At 68.4% G+C, this 14,622-nt stretch carries 12 protein-coding genes; 11 read left to right on the top strand and 1 reads right to left on the bottom strand.

Annotation, left to right across the window (positions count from 1 at the left end; translation table 11 throughout):
• Window positions 1-10: 10 nt before the first annotated feature.
• From DTA15_RS05780 to DTA15_RS05825, 10 genes are all read left to right on the top strand, one after another.
• Complete coding sequence (locus DTA15_RS05780; RefSeq protein ID WP_006483100.1) at window positions 11-295, top strand: hypothetical protein; 285 nt, start codon at window positions 11-13, stop codon at window positions 293-295.
• A 30-nt stretch (window positions 296-325) separates the two neighbouring features.
• Window positions 326-1,294, top strand: coding sequence for a WD40/YVTN/BNR-like repeat-containing protein (locus DTA15_RS05785; RefSeq protein WP_006483091.1), 969 nt, complete (start codon window positions 326-328; stop codon window positions 1,292-1,294).
• A 43-nt stretch (window positions 1,295-1,337) separates the two neighbouring features.
• Window positions 1,338-2,816 carry a flavin monoamine oxidase family protein gene (locus tag DTA15_RS05790; RefSeq protein WP_006483082.1) on the top strand — a complete coding sequence of 493 codons (1,479 nt, stop codon included), beginning with the start codon at window positions 1,338-1,340 and terminating at the stop codon, window positions 2,814-2,816.
• Complete coding sequence (locus DTA15_RS05795) at window positions 2,817-3,488, top strand: c-type cytochrome (protein WP_012493013.1); 672 nt, start codon at window positions 2,817-2,819, stop codon at window positions 3,486-3,488.
• A gap of 173 nt (window positions 3,489-3,661) precedes the next feature.
• The gene (locus DTA15_RS05800) at window positions 3,662-4,792 is read left to right on the top strand and encodes a saccharopine dehydrogenase family protein (protein ID WP_006483094.1); all 1,131 of its coding nucleotides are present in this window, start codon (window positions 3,662-3,664) and stop codon (window positions 4,790-4,792) included.
• 42 nt (window positions 4,793-4,834) lie between these two features.
• Window positions 4,835-6,388, top strand: a complete 1,554-nt coding sequence (locus tag DTA15_RS05805; protein ID WP_006483114.1) for a class I adenylate-forming enzyme family protein — start codon at window positions 4,835-4,837, stop codon at window positions 6,386-6,388.
• A gap of 25 nt (window positions 6,389-6,413) precedes the next feature.
• Entirely contained in the window at window positions 6,414-7,655 is a 1,242-nt protein-coding gene (locus tag DTA15_RS05810) for a thiolase family protein (RefSeq protein ID WP_006483108.1), read from the top strand.
• Window positions 7,656-7,666: 11 nt separating this feature from the next.
• On the top strand, window positions 7,667-9,151 hold the full coding sequence (locus DTA15_RS05815; protein ID WP_006483078.1) for an NAD(P)/FAD-dependent oxidoreductase: 1,485 nt from the start codon (window positions 7,667-7,669) through the stop codon (window positions 9,149-9,151).
• Between the two features lie 167 nt (window positions 9,152-9,318).
• Window positions 9,319-9,996 carry a TetR/AcrR family transcriptional regulator gene (locus DTA15_RS05820; RefSeq protein WP_171983951.1) on the top strand — a complete coding sequence of 226 codons (678 nt, stop codon included), beginning with the start codon at window positions 9,319-9,321 and terminating at the stop codon, window positions 9,994-9,996.
• A gap of 171 nt (window positions 9,997-10,167) precedes the next feature.
• Window positions 10,168-11,457 (top strand): acyl-CoA dehydrogenase family protein, encoded by a 1,290-nt coding sequence (locus tag DTA15_RS05825; protein WP_006483116.1) that lies wholly within the window; start codon window positions 10,168-10,170, stop codon window positions 11,455-11,457.
• Between the two features lie 62 nt (window positions 11,458-11,519).
• Here DTA15_RS05825 and hchA read toward each other — a convergent pair whose 3' ends face one another.
• Complete coding sequence (gene hchA / locus DTA15_RS05830; protein ID WP_006483104.1) at window positions 11,520-12,401, bottom strand: glyoxalase III HchA; 882 nt, start codon at window positions 12,399-12,401, stop codon at window positions 11,520-11,522.
• A gap of 354 nt (window positions 12,402-12,755) precedes the next feature.
• On the opposite strand from hchA, the gene DTA15_RS05835 reads away from it, so the two are divergent.
• The gene (locus tag DTA15_RS05835; protein ID WP_006483105.1) at window positions 12,756-14,423 is read left to right on the top strand and encodes a fatty acid--CoA ligase; all 1,668 of its coding nucleotides are present in this window, start codon (window positions 12,756-12,758) and stop codon (window positions 14,421-14,423) included.
• Window positions 14,424-14,622 lie beyond the last annotated feature (199 nt).

Genomic DNA, 14,622 nt, shown 5'->3' on the forward strand with positions numbered 1-14,622 from the left:
AGATCCAGTCATGGTCAAGACCTTCGCTGTTTGCGGCGCACTTTGCCTCGTGGCGGCCGCCTTCGCACGCTTTCATGAAACGGTCGCGCAGCAGCCCGCGCCGGCCCACGCGTTCGCGACCGACGTGAAACGCGTCAGTGTGCGCCACACCACGGGTGGCGAACCGGCTGCGGCTCCATCGCCGAACGACACCGACGCCGGGCGTCGGACAGCGGCCGCGCAGGTTGCCGACAAGCCCCCCGCGATCGTGCTCGGCGTCGCGCATGCCGGCTGGTCGGTGCTGTTCAGCCACTGACCGCGTGCCGACCACTACGGAGATTCATCCATGATCAAGACGCTCGTTGCCTGTACCGCGCTCTGCGCCGCCGCGGCGACCTTCGCGCAACCGCAGGACGGAACGGTAGCGGCCTGGGCCGCGCAGCCCGCGCATGCGTGGGCCGCGCCGGCGCACCGGATGCTGATGGACGCGGCGCGCGCCGGAACGCGGATCGTCGCGGTCGGCGAGCACGGCATCGTGCTGCTGTCCGACGACGACGGCAAGACCTGGCGGCAGGCGCGACGCGTGCCGGTAGCGGCGACGCTGTCGGCCGTGTCGTTCGCGGATGCGAAGCACGGCTGGGCCGTCGGCCAGTGGGGCGCGATTCTCGCGACCGACGACGGCGGCGACACGTGGGTCACGCAGCGGCTCGATACGTCGGTCGACCAGCCGCTGTTCTCGGTGCTGTTCACGAGCGCGCGGGACGGCATGGCCGTCGGCCTGTGGTCGCTGATGCTGCAGACGCACGACGGCGGCAGGACGTGGGCGCGCACGACGCTGCCGAAGCCACCGGGCGGCGGCAAGGCCGACCGCAATCTCTATCACGTGTTCGCCGACGCCGCGCAGGCGCTTTACATCGTGTCCGAACAGGGGATGGTGCTCAAGTCGGCCGACGGCGGCGCGAACTGGACCTATCTGCCGACGGGCGGCAAGGGCACGTTGTGGTCGGGCGTCGCGATGCCGGACGGCCGGATCGTGGTCGGCGGGCTGCTCGGCAGCCTGTTCGAGAGCCGCGACGGCGGCGCGACGTGGACGGCGCTGCATACCGGCACGCGCAGCTCGATCACCGATCTCGTCGCGAGCGGCGGCGGGTTGACCGGCGTCGGGCTGGACGGCCTCGTGCTGACGCAGCGCGTGGCCGGCGGCCCGTTCGACGTCGTGCAGCGCGCGGATCGCGCGACCCTCAGCGCCGCGCTGATCGACGCGCGCGGCAAGCCGGTGCTGTTTTCGCAGGACGGCGTGCTGGCCGCGCCGTGAGTTGAATCCATCGAGAAAAACGAGGAAGCATGGAGCACTTGACATGAAGCGCAAGCACAAGCCCGACATGCAGGCCCGGCGGCGGATATTGCGCGCCGCGGCCGCGGGCGCCGCGTCGCTCGCCACCGGCGAGGTGTCGTTCGCCGAAGGCGCGGCGTCGGCATCCGCCGATCGTGGCGTGTTCGACGTCGTCATCATCGGCGCGGGGCTCGCGGGGCTGACCGCCGCGCGCGACCTGAAGCGCGCCGGATGCGAATCGTTCGTCGTGGTCGAGGCGCGCGATCGCGTCGGCGGGCGCACCTACAACCACGATCTCGGCAACGGCGTGGTGTCCGAAGCCGGCGGCCAGTGGATCGGGCCGGGGCAGACGGCGATTGCCGATCTCGCGCGCGAACTCGGCGTCGATACGTTCCCGACGTATTACGCGGGCAAGACCGTCGTGCTGGCCGGCGACGCACGCGTCGCCCAGGATTTCCACGGCGGCTCGGGCGGCGACGACGCGATCGGCGCGAAGCTCGGCGCACTCGCCCGCGGCGTGCCGTCGCGCGAACCGTGGACCGCGCAGCACGCGGCGGAGCTCGACAAGCTCACCTACGGCGACTGGCTGCTCAAGCAGGGCGTGACCTACGAGGACGGCTACTTCCTCGGCCTCGCGGCGAAGCTGTCGCTCGGCGGCGCACCGGCCCAGCTCGGGTTGCTGCACTACCTGTCGGTGATCAACAGCGCCGATTGCGACTACGCGAAGCTCGAATCGACCAAGGGCGGCGCACAGGAAACGCGCTTCGTCGGCGGCTCGCAGGTGTTGAGCCTGCGGATGGCGAGCGAACTCGGCGCGAAGGTGCAACTGTCCTGCCCGGTGCGCAAGATCTCGGGCTGGGATCGCGACGTGGTCGACGTGCAGACCGATCGCGGCGTGCTGCGCGCGCGGCGCGTGATCGTCGCGCTCAATCCGGCGCTGTGCCAGCAGATCGTGTTCGATCCGCCGCTGCCGGACGGCCGCGCGCAGTTGCAGCGGAACTGGCCGGCGAATGCGCCGATGCGCAAGACGGTGCACGTGTACGACCGGCCGTTCTGGCGCGACGACGGCTACAACGGACAGATCTTCGAAGTCGGCGGCCCGGTGTTCATGGCGTACGACAACTCGCCGCCGGACGGCTCGATCGGCGTGCTCGCCGCGTTCGTCGCGCCGGGCGCACTGCCGGCGGAACCGAAGGCGGCCGAACGGACGCTGTCGGCCATCTTCGCGCGCGCGCTCGGCGACAAGGCGCTGCACCCGACGCAGTTTCACGACTACGACTGGGGCCGCGTCGATCCGTGGACGCTGCAGTGCATCCACCCGCTGCCGCCCGGGTTCTGGACGAAATGGGGCAGGTTCCTGCGCCCGGAAGCCGGCCGGCTGATCTGGTCGGGCACCGAGACGGCCGATCTGTGGCCCGGCGCGATGGACGGTGCGGTGCGCTCCGGGCATCGTGCGGCGCTGCAGGCGCTCGGCAAACTGGCCGGCCGCGGCGGGGAGGCCTGAATGAAACGAACCTGGATGATCGGCGCGGCGCTCGTGATCGCGGGCGTGGCGGCAGCCGGCACGCTGTACGGCCCCGACCTCGTCGACGGCATGCGTTACCAGAAGGCGATGACCGCGATCGGCGAAGGCGACAGGGCCAACGGCGGCGCGTGGCCGCAGCCGCAGGAGACGTGCTTCTTCTGCCATGGCGTGCACGGGCAGTCGCAGAACGCGTGGTATCCGTCGCTGTCCGGCCAGCCGGCCACGTATCTCGCCGCGCAACTGCGCGCGTTCGCCACGAACCAGCGCCGCAACGCGTACATGGGGCCGCTTTCGCGCGAACTCGACGACGCGAAGATCGCCGCGCTGGCGACCTACTTCGCGCGACAAGCGCCGGCGCGCAACGAGGCCGTGCCGGCCGACGCGGCGCTCGACAAGCGGGGAATGGCGCTCGTGGAGGCGCGAAGCTGCCGCGCGTGTCACGGCGCGGCGCTGACGGGCAAGGACCCGGCCCCGCGCCTCGCCGGCCAGGGGCAGCTTTACCTCGAAGCGCAACTGGCGGCGTTCCGCTCGGGCGAGCGGCACGATCCGACCGGCGCGATGAATGCGTTGGCCGCGACGTTGTCGGGCGACGATACGCGTGCGGTTGCGCACTATCTGGCCGGCCTGTCGCCGGACGGGGCGGCGAAGTGATGCGCGAAACGCGCCAGGCCCGGGAATACCCTGCCTTTTTCTTTACGCTTTACTTTGTCATAGTGACCTAATATTGGTAATGTGTTCTACAAAAGAACGCGCCGGATACGAAGCAGCAGTACCCGACCTCGAACCGAACCGGTTCCCGACAATTCACGTTTCAGGAGACAACCATGGCTAAGCACCCCGTCGTCGTTTATGGCGCAAGCGGTTACACCGGCATGTTGATCATGGACTGGCTGATCGACCAGAACATCCCGTTCACGGCGGTCGCGCGCAATGCGGCTCGCGCGAAGGAAATGATGGCGCAGCGCGTCGTGCGGCTCGAATCCGCGCAATACGAAATCATCGAGGCGGAGCACGACGTCGATGCGCTCGTGAAGGCTTTCCGCGGGGCGAAGGTGGTGTGCAACACGGTCGGGCCGTTCTCGAGCTTCGGGCTCGTCGGCGTCGAGGCCGCGCTGAAGGCCGGCTGTCACCACCTCGATACGACCGGCGAACAGTCGTATATCCGTGCGGTGCGCGACGAGTTCGGCGAGCAGTATCGCCAGGCCGGCCTGCTGGCGTCGTCGTCGAACGCGTACATGTACACGTTCGCGGAGATCGCCGCCGAGCTCGCGCTCGAAACGCCGGGCATCGACGCGCTGGAGACGGCCACGCTGACGCGCGGCCCGCGCGGCGCGGCCGGCGTGAGCATCGGTTCGACCGCGACGATCTTCGACGGCGCGCGCCACGAGTCCTGCTACCTGTGGGAGAAGGCGCTCGTGCCGCACGCCGCGGACGCGTCGTTCACCGTCGCGACGCCGGAGCTGATGCAGCCGGTGTTCTGCCTGCCGTGGGGCGGCACGTCGCTGCCCGTCTATTTCGAGCACGATGCGCGCGTGCGCAGCTGCATCTCGTGCGTGGGTTTCTACGACAACAACGTGATGAAGCTGGTGCACCAGTTCGGACAGAAGTGGGAAGCCGAATACAAGCACCTGCCGCGCGAGCAGCAGGACGAAGTGCTGAAGCAGGTCGTCGCGTCGACCACGCCGACGATGCCGCCGCGCGAGCGCACGACGATCCAGCGCAGCGTCGATGTCGCGATCGGCCGTGGCCAGCTCGCGGCGGTGCGCGCGACCGTGCACGGCGTCACGCCATACATCTCGACGGGCGCGATTCACGCGGCCGGCGTGCTCAAGCTGCTCGACGGCGAGACCGCGCGCACCGGCTTCGCGTCCGGCTCGAAGGCATTCGGCCATCGCTACCTGCTCGGCTTCCTCGAACAGCGCGGGCTCGCGCGCGCGACGGTCACGCAACTGTGATGGCCGCCGCCGCATCGGACCCGACCCAACGGAACATGTGACATGGCCATTATCGATTTCTACGACCGCGGCTGGCGGCTCAATCCCGACGGCATCGCGTACATCCAGGGCGATCGCAACTACACGTTCCAGGAGATCGGCGAGCTGTCGTGCCGCATCGCCAACGGGCTGCTCGCCGCCGGCTTCGCGAAGGAGGCGAAGGCGGCGGTGTGGGCCGACAACGACGTGATCGGCTGGAGCTGCGCGCTCGGGATGTGGCGCGCCGGGCTCGCGTATATCCCGGTGAACGGCCGTAATGCGGTGGCCGAGAACCAGTACGTGCTCGATGCGTTCGACTGCGAAGTGCTGTTCTTCCATCACGCGTTCGCGGCCGCGATCGATGCGCTGCGGCCGAGCCTGCCGAAGGTCCGGCTGTGGGTGTGCCTCGACGCCGACCTGCCGTGGGCACCGTCGCTGGCTTCGTGGAGCGAGCACCAGCCGGCGACGCCGCCGGTCGTCGATTACGCGATGGACGACGTCGTCGCGCTGTCGGCCACGGGCGGCACGACGGGCGCGCCGAAGGGCGTGATGAACACGCATCGTTCGCTGCAGACGTACTTCGCGCAATTCATGATCGCGATGACGTACGACGATGCGCGCCCGGTCAATCTGGCCGCGGCGCCGATGACGCACACGGCCGGCATGATGTCGCTGCCGTGCACCGCGCGCGGCGGCACGGTGGTCGTGCTGCCGAAGCCCGACCCGGCATTGCTGCTCGGCGCGATCGTCAAGCATCGCGTGACCGAATTCTTCCTGCCGCCGACCGTGATCTACCGGCTGCTCGACATCCCCGGCATCGAGCAGGTCGATTTCTCGTCGCTGCGCTACTTCCTGTATGGGGCCGCGCCGATGTCGGTCGAGAAGCTCAAGCGCGCGATCGACGTGTTCGGCCCGGTGATGACGGGCGGCTACGGGCAGACCGAGGCGCCCGCGTCGATCTCGTACCTGACGCCGGCCGAGCACTTCGTCGACGGCCAGCTCGCATCCGACGCGCGGCTCGCGTCGGTCGGCCGCCCGAATCCGCTGGTGCGCGTCGAGATCGTCGGCGAGCGCGGCGAGCTGCTGAAGCAGGGCGAGACCGGCGAGATCTGCGTACGCGGCGATCTCGTGATGAAGGGCTACTACCGCGCGCCGGACAAGACGGCCGAGACGATCGTCGACGGCTGGCTGCATACCGGCGACATCGGCCATCTCGATCGCGACGGCTATCTGCACATCACCGACCGCAAGAAGGACATGATCATCAGCGGCGGCTTCAACGTCTATCCGAGCGAGATCGAACAGGTGATCTGGGCGCACCCGGCCGTGCAGGACTGCGCGGTGATCGGCGTGCCCGACGACAAATGGGGCGAAGCGGTGAAGGCCGTGGTGGAGCTCAATGCCGGGCAGCAGGTGAGCGCGGAAGAACTCGTCGCGCTGTGCAAGGAGAAGCTCGGCTCGGTGAAGGCGCCCAAGAGCGTCGACTTCGTCGCCGCGCTGCCGCGCAGCACGGCCGGCAAGGTGCTGAAGAAGGACCTGCGCGAACGGTACTGGCAAGGCCAGCAACGCAGGATCTGAAACTGCTTCATACGGATTCCATACGATGAGCAACATCTACATCGCAGGCATCGCGATGACCGTGTTCGGCCGGCATCTCGACCGCAGCCTCGACGATCTGGCGAGAGAGGCGCTGCAGCGCGCATTGCGGGACGCCGGCTGCCACGCCGATGCGATCCGCGCCGCGTTCTATGCGGGCATCACCAACGGCGCGCTGCAGGGGCAGTTGTCGATTCCCGGCCAGGTCGTGTTCAGCAAGATCGGCCTCGAAGGCATTCCGGTGTTCAACGTCGAGAATGCGTGCGCGTCGGGCAGTACGGCCGTGCACCTCGCCGTGCGGCAGTTGCAGTCGGGCGCGTGCGACGTCGCGCTGGCGCTCGGCGCGGAGAAGATGAACGTCGCGGACAAGGCGAAATCGTTCGCGCTGTTCGACGCCGGCTGGGACGTGTCGCGCGTCGACGAGAATTTCGCGATGCTCGCGCGGCTCGGCGAAGGGATCGAGCCACCGCCCGGCTCGGAATCCGACCGCCCGTACAGCCGTTTCATGAAGATCTACGCGGCGCTGTGCCGGCATCACATGCACACGTACGGCACGACGCAGCGGCAGATCGCCGCCGTGTCGGCGAAGAACCACGGGCATTCGGTGCACAACCCGTACTCGCAGTTTCGCCAGCCGTTCACGATCGACGAGGTGCTGGCTGCCGCACCGATCACGTACCCGATCACGCTGCCGATGTGCGCGCCGCTGTCGGACGGCGCGGCGGCCGCGATCCTCTGCACGGAAGAAGGGCTGGAACGCATCGGCGCCGACCGCGGCCGCTGCATCCGGATCGCCGCGAGCGTGATCCGCAGCTTCACGCGGCGGCGCATCGACGAGCCGCACAAGCACATCGGCCGGCTCGCCGCGTTGCAGGCGTACGAGCAGGCCGGCGTGGGGCCGGAGGACATGGACGTGGCCGAAGTGCACGACGCGTCGGCGATGGGCGAAATCATCCAGGCCGAGAACCTCGGCTTCGTGCCGCTCGGCGAAGGCGGTCCGGCCGCCGAGCGCGGCGAGTTCACGCTCGGCGGGCGTATCCCGATCAACACGTCGGGCGGCCTCGAATCGAAGGGTCATCCGCTTGGCGCGACCGGTATCGGTCAGCTGTACGAGCTGGTCACGCAGTTGCGCGGCGAAGCGGGCGCACGCCAGGTGGACGGCGCGCGTCATGCGATCCAGGAGAACGGCGGCGGCTTGCAGGGCGTCGAAGAGGCGGCGCTGGCGATTCACATTCTCAGCAGGGATTGACGGAGGCGAACATGGGCGACGCACACGGCGCAATCGCGCTCGGGCAAGTAGCGCAGGCAGGGCAGACGACGCGACCGGCGTCGGGCGGGGTCGGTGCGGCAGCGGCGATGCAGGCGGCGGGCGCCGATGCGCTCGGGCCGCTCGCGCGCTGGGGCGAGGAAATTCGCGCCGACGCCGCGTTGCGAAAGTATCGCCCCGTCGGCGGCTGGGTCGAGCCGCCCGAGCGTGCGCAACCCGAACTCGAGGGCGACGTGCAGGCGGATGCGATCGTCGTCGGCGCGGGCTTTGCCGGCCTGTCCACCGCGCTGGAACTGGCCGCGCGCGGCGCGAGCGTCGTCGTGCTCGAACGCGAATTCGCGGGCTTTGGCGCGAGCGGGCGCAACGCCGGCTATCTCGCCGGCGGCCAGGGGCTCGAATACGAGCTGTTTCTCAAGCGGGTCGGCCACGAACAGGCCAGGCGGATCGTCGGCTTCTACGACGAAGGCGTCGCGTACGTCGAACGCAAGCTCGCCGAATACGCGATCGACTGCGACTACCGCGCGTCGGGGATCATTCGCGCGGGCGTGCATCCGTCGCAGGAAAAGCGCTTGCGCGAGAGCATGGCCACCGGCATCGAACTCGGCTCGCCCGCGCAGTTTCTCGATGGTGCGGCGATGCGCGAACGCGGCATTCCGCCGGCGTTCCTGTTCGGCGCGTACGTGCCGGGCGGCGGCACGCTCGATCCCGGCAAGTACGTGACGGGCTTGCGACGCGCGGCGCTCGCGGCCGGCGTGAAACTTTACGAGAACACCGCGCTGCTCGATTTCGACGCGGGCGAGACGGTGCGCGTGCGCACCGCGCGCGGCAGCGCGAGTGCGCCGGTGCTGGTGCTCGCGACCAATGCGTACACGCCGCAACTCGGCCTGCTCGGCGACAAGGTGATGCCGCTGCGCGTGTCGGCGCTCGAGACCGAGCCGCTGTCCGGGGCGCAGCTCGCGGCGCTCGGCTGGCCGAATCGCGAGGGCATCGTCACGTCGCACCTGACGATGGAAAGCCACCGCCTGACCGCGCGCAACACGCTGCTGTTGACCACCAAGCGGCTGCACTACGTATACGGCTCGCAGACGCCGAACGTGCCGGACGGCGACACGTATCGCGCGCTGCTGAAGACGCTGCGCGCGCGCTTTCCGCAACTCGGCGACGTGCCGGTTCGTGCGTGCTGGAGCGGCTACATCTCGTTCGCGGGCGATGCGTTGCCGGTGGTCGGCGCGGCCGGCGCGCACGCAAACGTGTTCTACGCGGCCGGGTGTTCGGGGCATGGCGTCGGCACGCAATCGCTGATCGGGCGCGTGCTGGCCGAGCGCATTCACGATGGACGATCGCCGGTGCTCGACGCGTTGACGCACAAGACGCCTTCGATGCCACCCGAGCCGCTGCGATGGTGTGCGATGACCGCGATGCTCGGCGTCGCGAACCTGCTCGACGAACGCGTGAACCGCAGGGTGCGGCCGATGTAGCGGCGCACGCGCTCGTCGCGACGCGCCAACGTGCATCCGGCCGGCCCGCCCGGCGCAAGGGCGGCTCGATGGAAAATGCAGCGCGCATCGGGTATAGTCGTTGGCGCTCCGTAAGGCACGGAGCGTCCATTCGACGAAGCCGAAACGCCATCTTCACGACGAACACGATGACAGTGTCCAACGAGCAGCGCAGCCCCCGAAAGCGGCGCACTTCGACTGCCGCCGCCGCAGCGGGCAATACCGACGGCTTGCGGGCGCAAGGCCTGCGCACGCGCAACACGATCATTCGCGTTGCCCGCAAGCTGCTGCTGGAAGGCGGCCCGCTCGAATTCTCGCAGCGCGCGGTTGCGGCCGCCGCGGGCATCAGCGTCAGCAATCTGCAGTACTACTTCCCGACCCGGATCGCCGTGTTGCGGGCCGTCATCGAGCCGGTCATCGAAGCGTATCTCGACGACATGAAGCGCGCGATCAGCAGCGATGCGTCGCCACGCGACGTGTTCGAAGAGATCATCGTGCGCTCGATCGCCGATGCGAAGGATGCGAAGTACAACGCATTGTTCCGGCATTTCCTGTCGTTCGCGGCGACCGACGCCGAATGCCTGAAGCTGTGCGAAGAATGGTATTCGGCGCTCACGCGCGACCTCGCGCAGCTGGTGCGCGCGGTCACGCCCACCTTCAGCGCGGCCGACAGCCGGCATGCGGCCACGATGCTGATCGCGCTGGCCGATGGTCTCGCGATGCAGTACGGCACCATCGGGCGGCACACGCAGGCGCTCGACGCGTATTTCGCGGCGACGTCGCGCGCGATCGCCTACGGCACGCTGACGGTTCCGGCCGGCAAGTAAGCACACGAGCCTGCAGCGGCCACGCGAACCGAGACAGGGGAATACCCTGTCTTTTTTTTGCTTCCTGCGTTTGTCATGATGACCTATGTTTGGTATGTATTACTAGATGTGGGATGGCCAGGCGCGTCCGCGGCCGGGCCGACATGATTCGAGTCCAGGAGGAGAACGGAGATGATTCGTCTGAACAAGTCCGCGGCGCTGCCCGTGGTCGGCATGACCGGCTTCGAGACGCCGCTGAGCGAAGAGGAAAGCGCAATCCAGCACACGGTTCATCGTTTTGCGCGCGACGTGCTGCGGCCGATCGGCCGGGAGCTCGACCGGATGACGGCGGAGGACGTGATCGCCCCGGGTTCTCCGTACTGGGCCGCGATCGTCGAGAGCGCGAAGCTCGGGCTCGATCCGCAACTGATCGCGCAGTTTCCGCCGGAGACGGCCGTGCGCATCGAGTCGCTGATCGGCGAGGAGCTCGGCTGGGGCGATTCGGGCCTCGCCGTGTCGATCGGCGCGGCCACGATGCCGCTGATGATGGCGCACACGGTCGGCAACGCCGAACTGATCGAGATGTGCGCGGGCAAGGTCGGCTGCTGGATGAACACGCAGCCCGATCGCGGCTCGGATGCGGCGATCCTGTATCGGCAGGAACTCGCCGGGAACGGCCGGCAGCCGGTCGGCAACGTGACCGCGAAGGTCGGCGCCGACGAGATCGTGATCAACGGGCAAAGCTCGGCGTGGATCTCGAACGGCTCGGTCGCGCAGGTCGCGCTCGCGTACATGGCGGCCGATTACGGCGACGGCTTTTACGGCGAAGGCGAGCGCAGCGCGTTCACGAACGGCATCGCGATGATCCTGCCGCTCGATCTGCCCGGCGTGTCGCGCGGCAAGCCGCTCGACAAGATCGGCCAACGCTCGTTGCCGCAGGGCGAGATCTATTTCGACAACGTGAAGGTGCCGAAGCGCTTCGCGGTCGCGCTGAAGGACGACTATCTCGGCAACCTCGCCTCGACGTGGTCGTATGCGGGTACGCACATGTGCCAGGTGTTCGTCGGCGCGGCGCGGGCCGCGTTCGAACTGGCGCTCGCGTATTGCCACGAGCGCAAGCAGGGCGGCGCGCTGCTGATGGATCACCAGATGACGCACCTGCGCATCGGCGAGATGCTGCGCCGGCTCGAGATGGCGCGCGCGATCGCGCGCCGCAGCCTCGCGTTCTCGCGGATGTCGCCGCAGAGTCATCCGTATGCGACCGCGCAGGCGAAGGTGAGCGTGACCGAGGAGGCGATGAAGATCACGCACGAGGCGTTCCAACTGTTCGGCGGCAACGGCACCACGCGCGAATTCCCGATCGAGAAGCTGTTCCGCGACGTGCGCTCGGCGCTGATCGAGGACGGCGAGAATTACGTGCTCGCGTCGCGCCTCGGCGTGCTGGCCGGGCGGCTTTACGAGAACGGGTGGACGCGCGAATAAGCGGCGCCGTGCCGCGCTGCGGCCACGCTCCGGCGAGATGCCGCTGGGGCGTGGCCGTACCGTCAGTGCCCGACCTCCTTCAGCAGCGCGGCGGCCGCGAGCTTGCCGACGCCGTTCGATGCGAGCGGGCTGTCGCCCGTGATCAGTTTGCGGTCCTGATGGCAGCGGCCGGTCATGTCCTTGTTCAGCACGCGCGCGCCGAGCTTTTCGAGGCTTTGCGCAACGAGCCATGGCAGCGGGCCCGGCATGTAGCCGATGTCGAGGTTCGGCCCCGTGTCGAGCGCATCCGGAAACACGCAGATCTCGTAGTCTTTGAACGGGTAGTCCTGAGGATCTTCGTCGACGGCGGCCGACAGCAGGCATGCGGGCCCGTGACACAGCGTGATGATGTGCCGGTCGTGGTCGAGCGCCCAGCGCAGCGTGCGCTTGACGTCCTTGCTGTGCGGAATGCCGGCGAGCACGCCGTGGCCGCCGGGAATGAACACTGCGATATACGGCGAATCGGCGCCGGAATGCCGGTCGAGCACGTCGGACAGCTTGAGCGGCGTCTTCAGCTTCGGCAGGTATTTCCGGTAAGTACTCTGCACGGCCTCGTCATCCTGCGGCATCGCCCAGAGTTCGAGTTTGGCCGGGTTACCCGACAGCGTCGCGATGTCGATCTCGAAGCCGGCCTTGTCCATGTGGTGCATCGGCAGCAGCATCTCCACCGGATGGTTGCCGGTCGAGAACATCTTGCCGTTCGTCATCAGGATGTAGCGCTCGTCGGTCGCGATCATCAGGACCTTCCACTTGCCGCCGGTGTACGGATTCGGGTAATCGGCGCCGTCGAAGTCGGTTTTCGACGACGTGTACTGCGACAGCGAATACGGCGACGGGAAATACGCGTTGTTCTCCGCCGGGTCGGGGGCGGGCGTGCGGTCCACCTGCGTCGTGTCGGAAGTCATGGCTGCTCCTTGCTCAGGGGGGAAGGGGGGCGGGCGGGGCCGGTGAGATGCATGCGTGAGTCGGCGCGCCGATTGCGCGGCGGCCTGGCTTTCCGGTCATGCCCGGTCGGGCGGACGGGGATCTCACAGGAAGAATACGCGCTGCGATGAATCCTACAACGGCATGTCGCGGCGGGCGCCTCCCCGAACGGGTGGATCTCGTGCGCCGATCGCCGTGATACGTGTACGAGCGGCCCGCCGCCGGTGCCGGCCAGGAGGCCCGCTCCCCCCGGACAGGGGGGGGCGCGAAAGCCGGCCGGTCCGGTATCGTGGCCGCACGCCCGACGACCCGACCGGTCGCCCATGGAGACATTCATGAATTCGTCATACCCGTATCCGCAAGACGAGCCGGCATCGTCCGCCCATGCGTATCCGCTGCTGATCAAGCAGCTGCTTCATGCGCCGCTGGCGACGCGGCCCGAGCAGGAGATCGTGTACGGCGACCGGGTCCGGCACGATTACTGGACGTTCCGGCATCGCATCGGGCAACTCGCGAGCGGATTGGCGTCGATCGGCGTCGGCGCGGGCGACGTCGTCGCCGTGCTGGACTGGGACAGCCATCGCTACCTGGAGTGCTACCACGCGATTCCGATGATGGGCGCGGTGCTGATGACGGCCAATGTCCGGCTGTCGCCCGATCAGTTGCTGTATACGCTCAACCATTCGGGCGCGCGCATCGTGCTGGTTCACCGCGACTTCCTGCCGCTGCTGGCGGGGATGCGCGACCGGCTCGATACGGTGCGGCACGTCGTGCTGATCGCCGACGGCGATGAAGCCGTTTTGCCGGACGGTTTCACCGACGAATACGAGGCGCTCGTCGCGGCCGGTTCGCCCGATTTCGCGTTCCCCGATTTCGACGAGCAAACCCGCGCGACGACGTTCTACACGACCGGCACCACCGGCCTGCCGAAGGCCGTTGCATTCACCCATCGGCAGCTCGTGCTGCATACGCTCGCGGGCATGGCGGCGTTGTCGAGCGCGCGCGATCGCGGCCGCGTGCATCGCGACGACGTCTACATGCCGATCACGCCGATGTTTCATGTGCACGCTTGGGGGATGCCGTATATCGCGACCGCGCTCGGGCTCAAGCAGGTCTATCCGGGCCGCTATTCGCCGGACGGATTGGTGGCGCTGATCGCGCGCGAAGCGGTGACGTTCTCGCATTGCGTGCCGACGCTGCTCGCGATGATTCTCGACAGCCCGGCGTCCGCGGCGGTCGACCTGTCGGCGTGGAAGGTGATCGTCGGCGGCTCGCCGTTGTCCGACGGGCTCGCGCGGGCGGCGCTCGCGCGCGGCATCGAGGTCTACACGGGGTACGGGATGTCGGAAACCTGCCCGCTGATGACGATCGCGCAGATCGACCCGCCGCGCGCGGCCGGCGGTGCGTCGGCCGACGACGACATCGCGCGCCGGACCAAGGCGGGGCTGCCGTTGCCGCTCGTCGACCTGCGCATCGTCGATGCGCAGTTTCGCGACGTGCCGCACGACGGCCGGTCGGCGGGCGAGGTCGTCGTGCGGATGCCGTGGGCGACGCAAGGCTATCTCGGCGATGCGCCGGCGTCGGCCGCGCTGTGGGCCGGCGGCTATCTGCATACGAACGACATCGGCGTGATCGATCCCGACGGCCGGCTGCAGATCACCGACCGCATCAAGGACGTGATCAAGACGGGCGGCGAATGGGTCTCGTCGCTCGAACTCGAGAGCATCCTGTCGCGTCATCCGGCCGTGCGCGAATCGGCGGTGATCGGCGTGAAGAATGCGCGCTGGGGCGAGCGTCCGCTCGCGCTAGTCGTGCTGACCGACGAGCAGGCTGGCCGCGTCGAGCCGGAGGAATTGAAAGCGCACGTGAAGCAGGTGGCCGACCGCGGGCTGATCTCGCGCTATGCGGTGCCGGAACGGCTGCTGATCGTCGACGCGATCGAGAAGACGAGCGTCGGGAAGATCAACAAGCGCGCGTTGCGCGAGCGCTACCAGCCCGACTGACGGGCGCCCGGCCGCACAGACGCCGGCGGCCAGGGCCACGCGGCTCCCCGCCCGGGGTAACCCCCCGAATGGGGGGCTGAACATCGCGCGCTGGTTCGAGAACAATGCGGGTCCCGTGTCGCGGACCGATACGCGCTGCGCGCGCCCACGCCGGTACGGACATCACCTACTTTTGACGGCCGGCGTCGAATCGTTATGC

Origin of the sequence: Burkholderia cenocepacia, assembly GCF_900446215.1 — a bacterium.
Classification (GTDB): Bacteria; Pseudomonadota; Gammaproteobacteria; order Burkholderiales; family Burkholderiaceae; genus Burkholderia; species Burkholderia cenocepacia.

Coding starts and splice junctions, on each gene's coding strand:
- DTA15_RS05780 (WP_006483100.1), top strand. CDS start 11: ATGGTCAAGACCTTCGCTGTTTGCGGCGCACTTTGCCTCGTGGCGGCC.
- DTA15_RS05810 (WP_006483108.1), top strand. CDS start 6,414: ATGAGCAACATCTACATCGCAGGCATCGCGATGACCGTGTTCGGCCGG.
- hchA (WP_006483104.1), bottom strand. CDS start 12,401: ATGACTTCCGACACGACGCAGGTGGACCGCACGCCCGCCCCCGACCCG.
- DTA15_RS05805 (WP_006483114.1), top strand. CDS start 4,835: ATGGCCATTATCGATTTCTACGACCGCGGCTGGCGGCTCAATCCCGAC.
- DTA15_RS05800 (WP_006483094.1), top strand. CDS start 3,662: ATGGCTAAGCACCCCGTCGTCGTTTATGGCGCAAGCGGTTACACCGGC.
- DTA15_RS05825 (WP_006483116.1), top strand. CDS start 10,168: ATGATTCGTCTGAACAAGTCCGCGGCGCTGCCCGTGGTCGGCATGACC.
- DTA15_RS05790 (WP_006483082.1), top strand. CDS start 1,338: ATGAAGCGCAAGCACAAGCCCGACATGCAGGCCCGGCGGCGGATATTG.
- DTA15_RS05785 (WP_006483091.1), top strand. CDS start 326: ATGATCAAGACGCTCGTTGCCTGTACCGCGCTCTGCGCCGCCGCGGCG.
- DTA15_RS05815 (WP_006483078.1), top strand. CDS start 7,667: ATGGGCGACGCACACGGCGCAATCGCGCTCGGGCAAGTAGCGCAGGCA.
- DTA15_RS05795 (WP_012493013.1), top strand. CDS start 2,817: ATGAAACGAACCTGGATGATCGGCGCGGCGCTCGTGATCGCGGGCGTG.
- DTA15_RS05835 (WP_006483105.1), top strand. CDS start 12,756: ATGAATTCGTCATACCCGTATCCGCAAGACGAGCCGGCATCGTCCGCC.
- DTA15_RS05820 (WP_171983951.1), top strand. CDS start 9,319: ATGACAGTGTCCAACGAGCAGCGCAGCCCCCGAAAGCGGCGCACTTCG.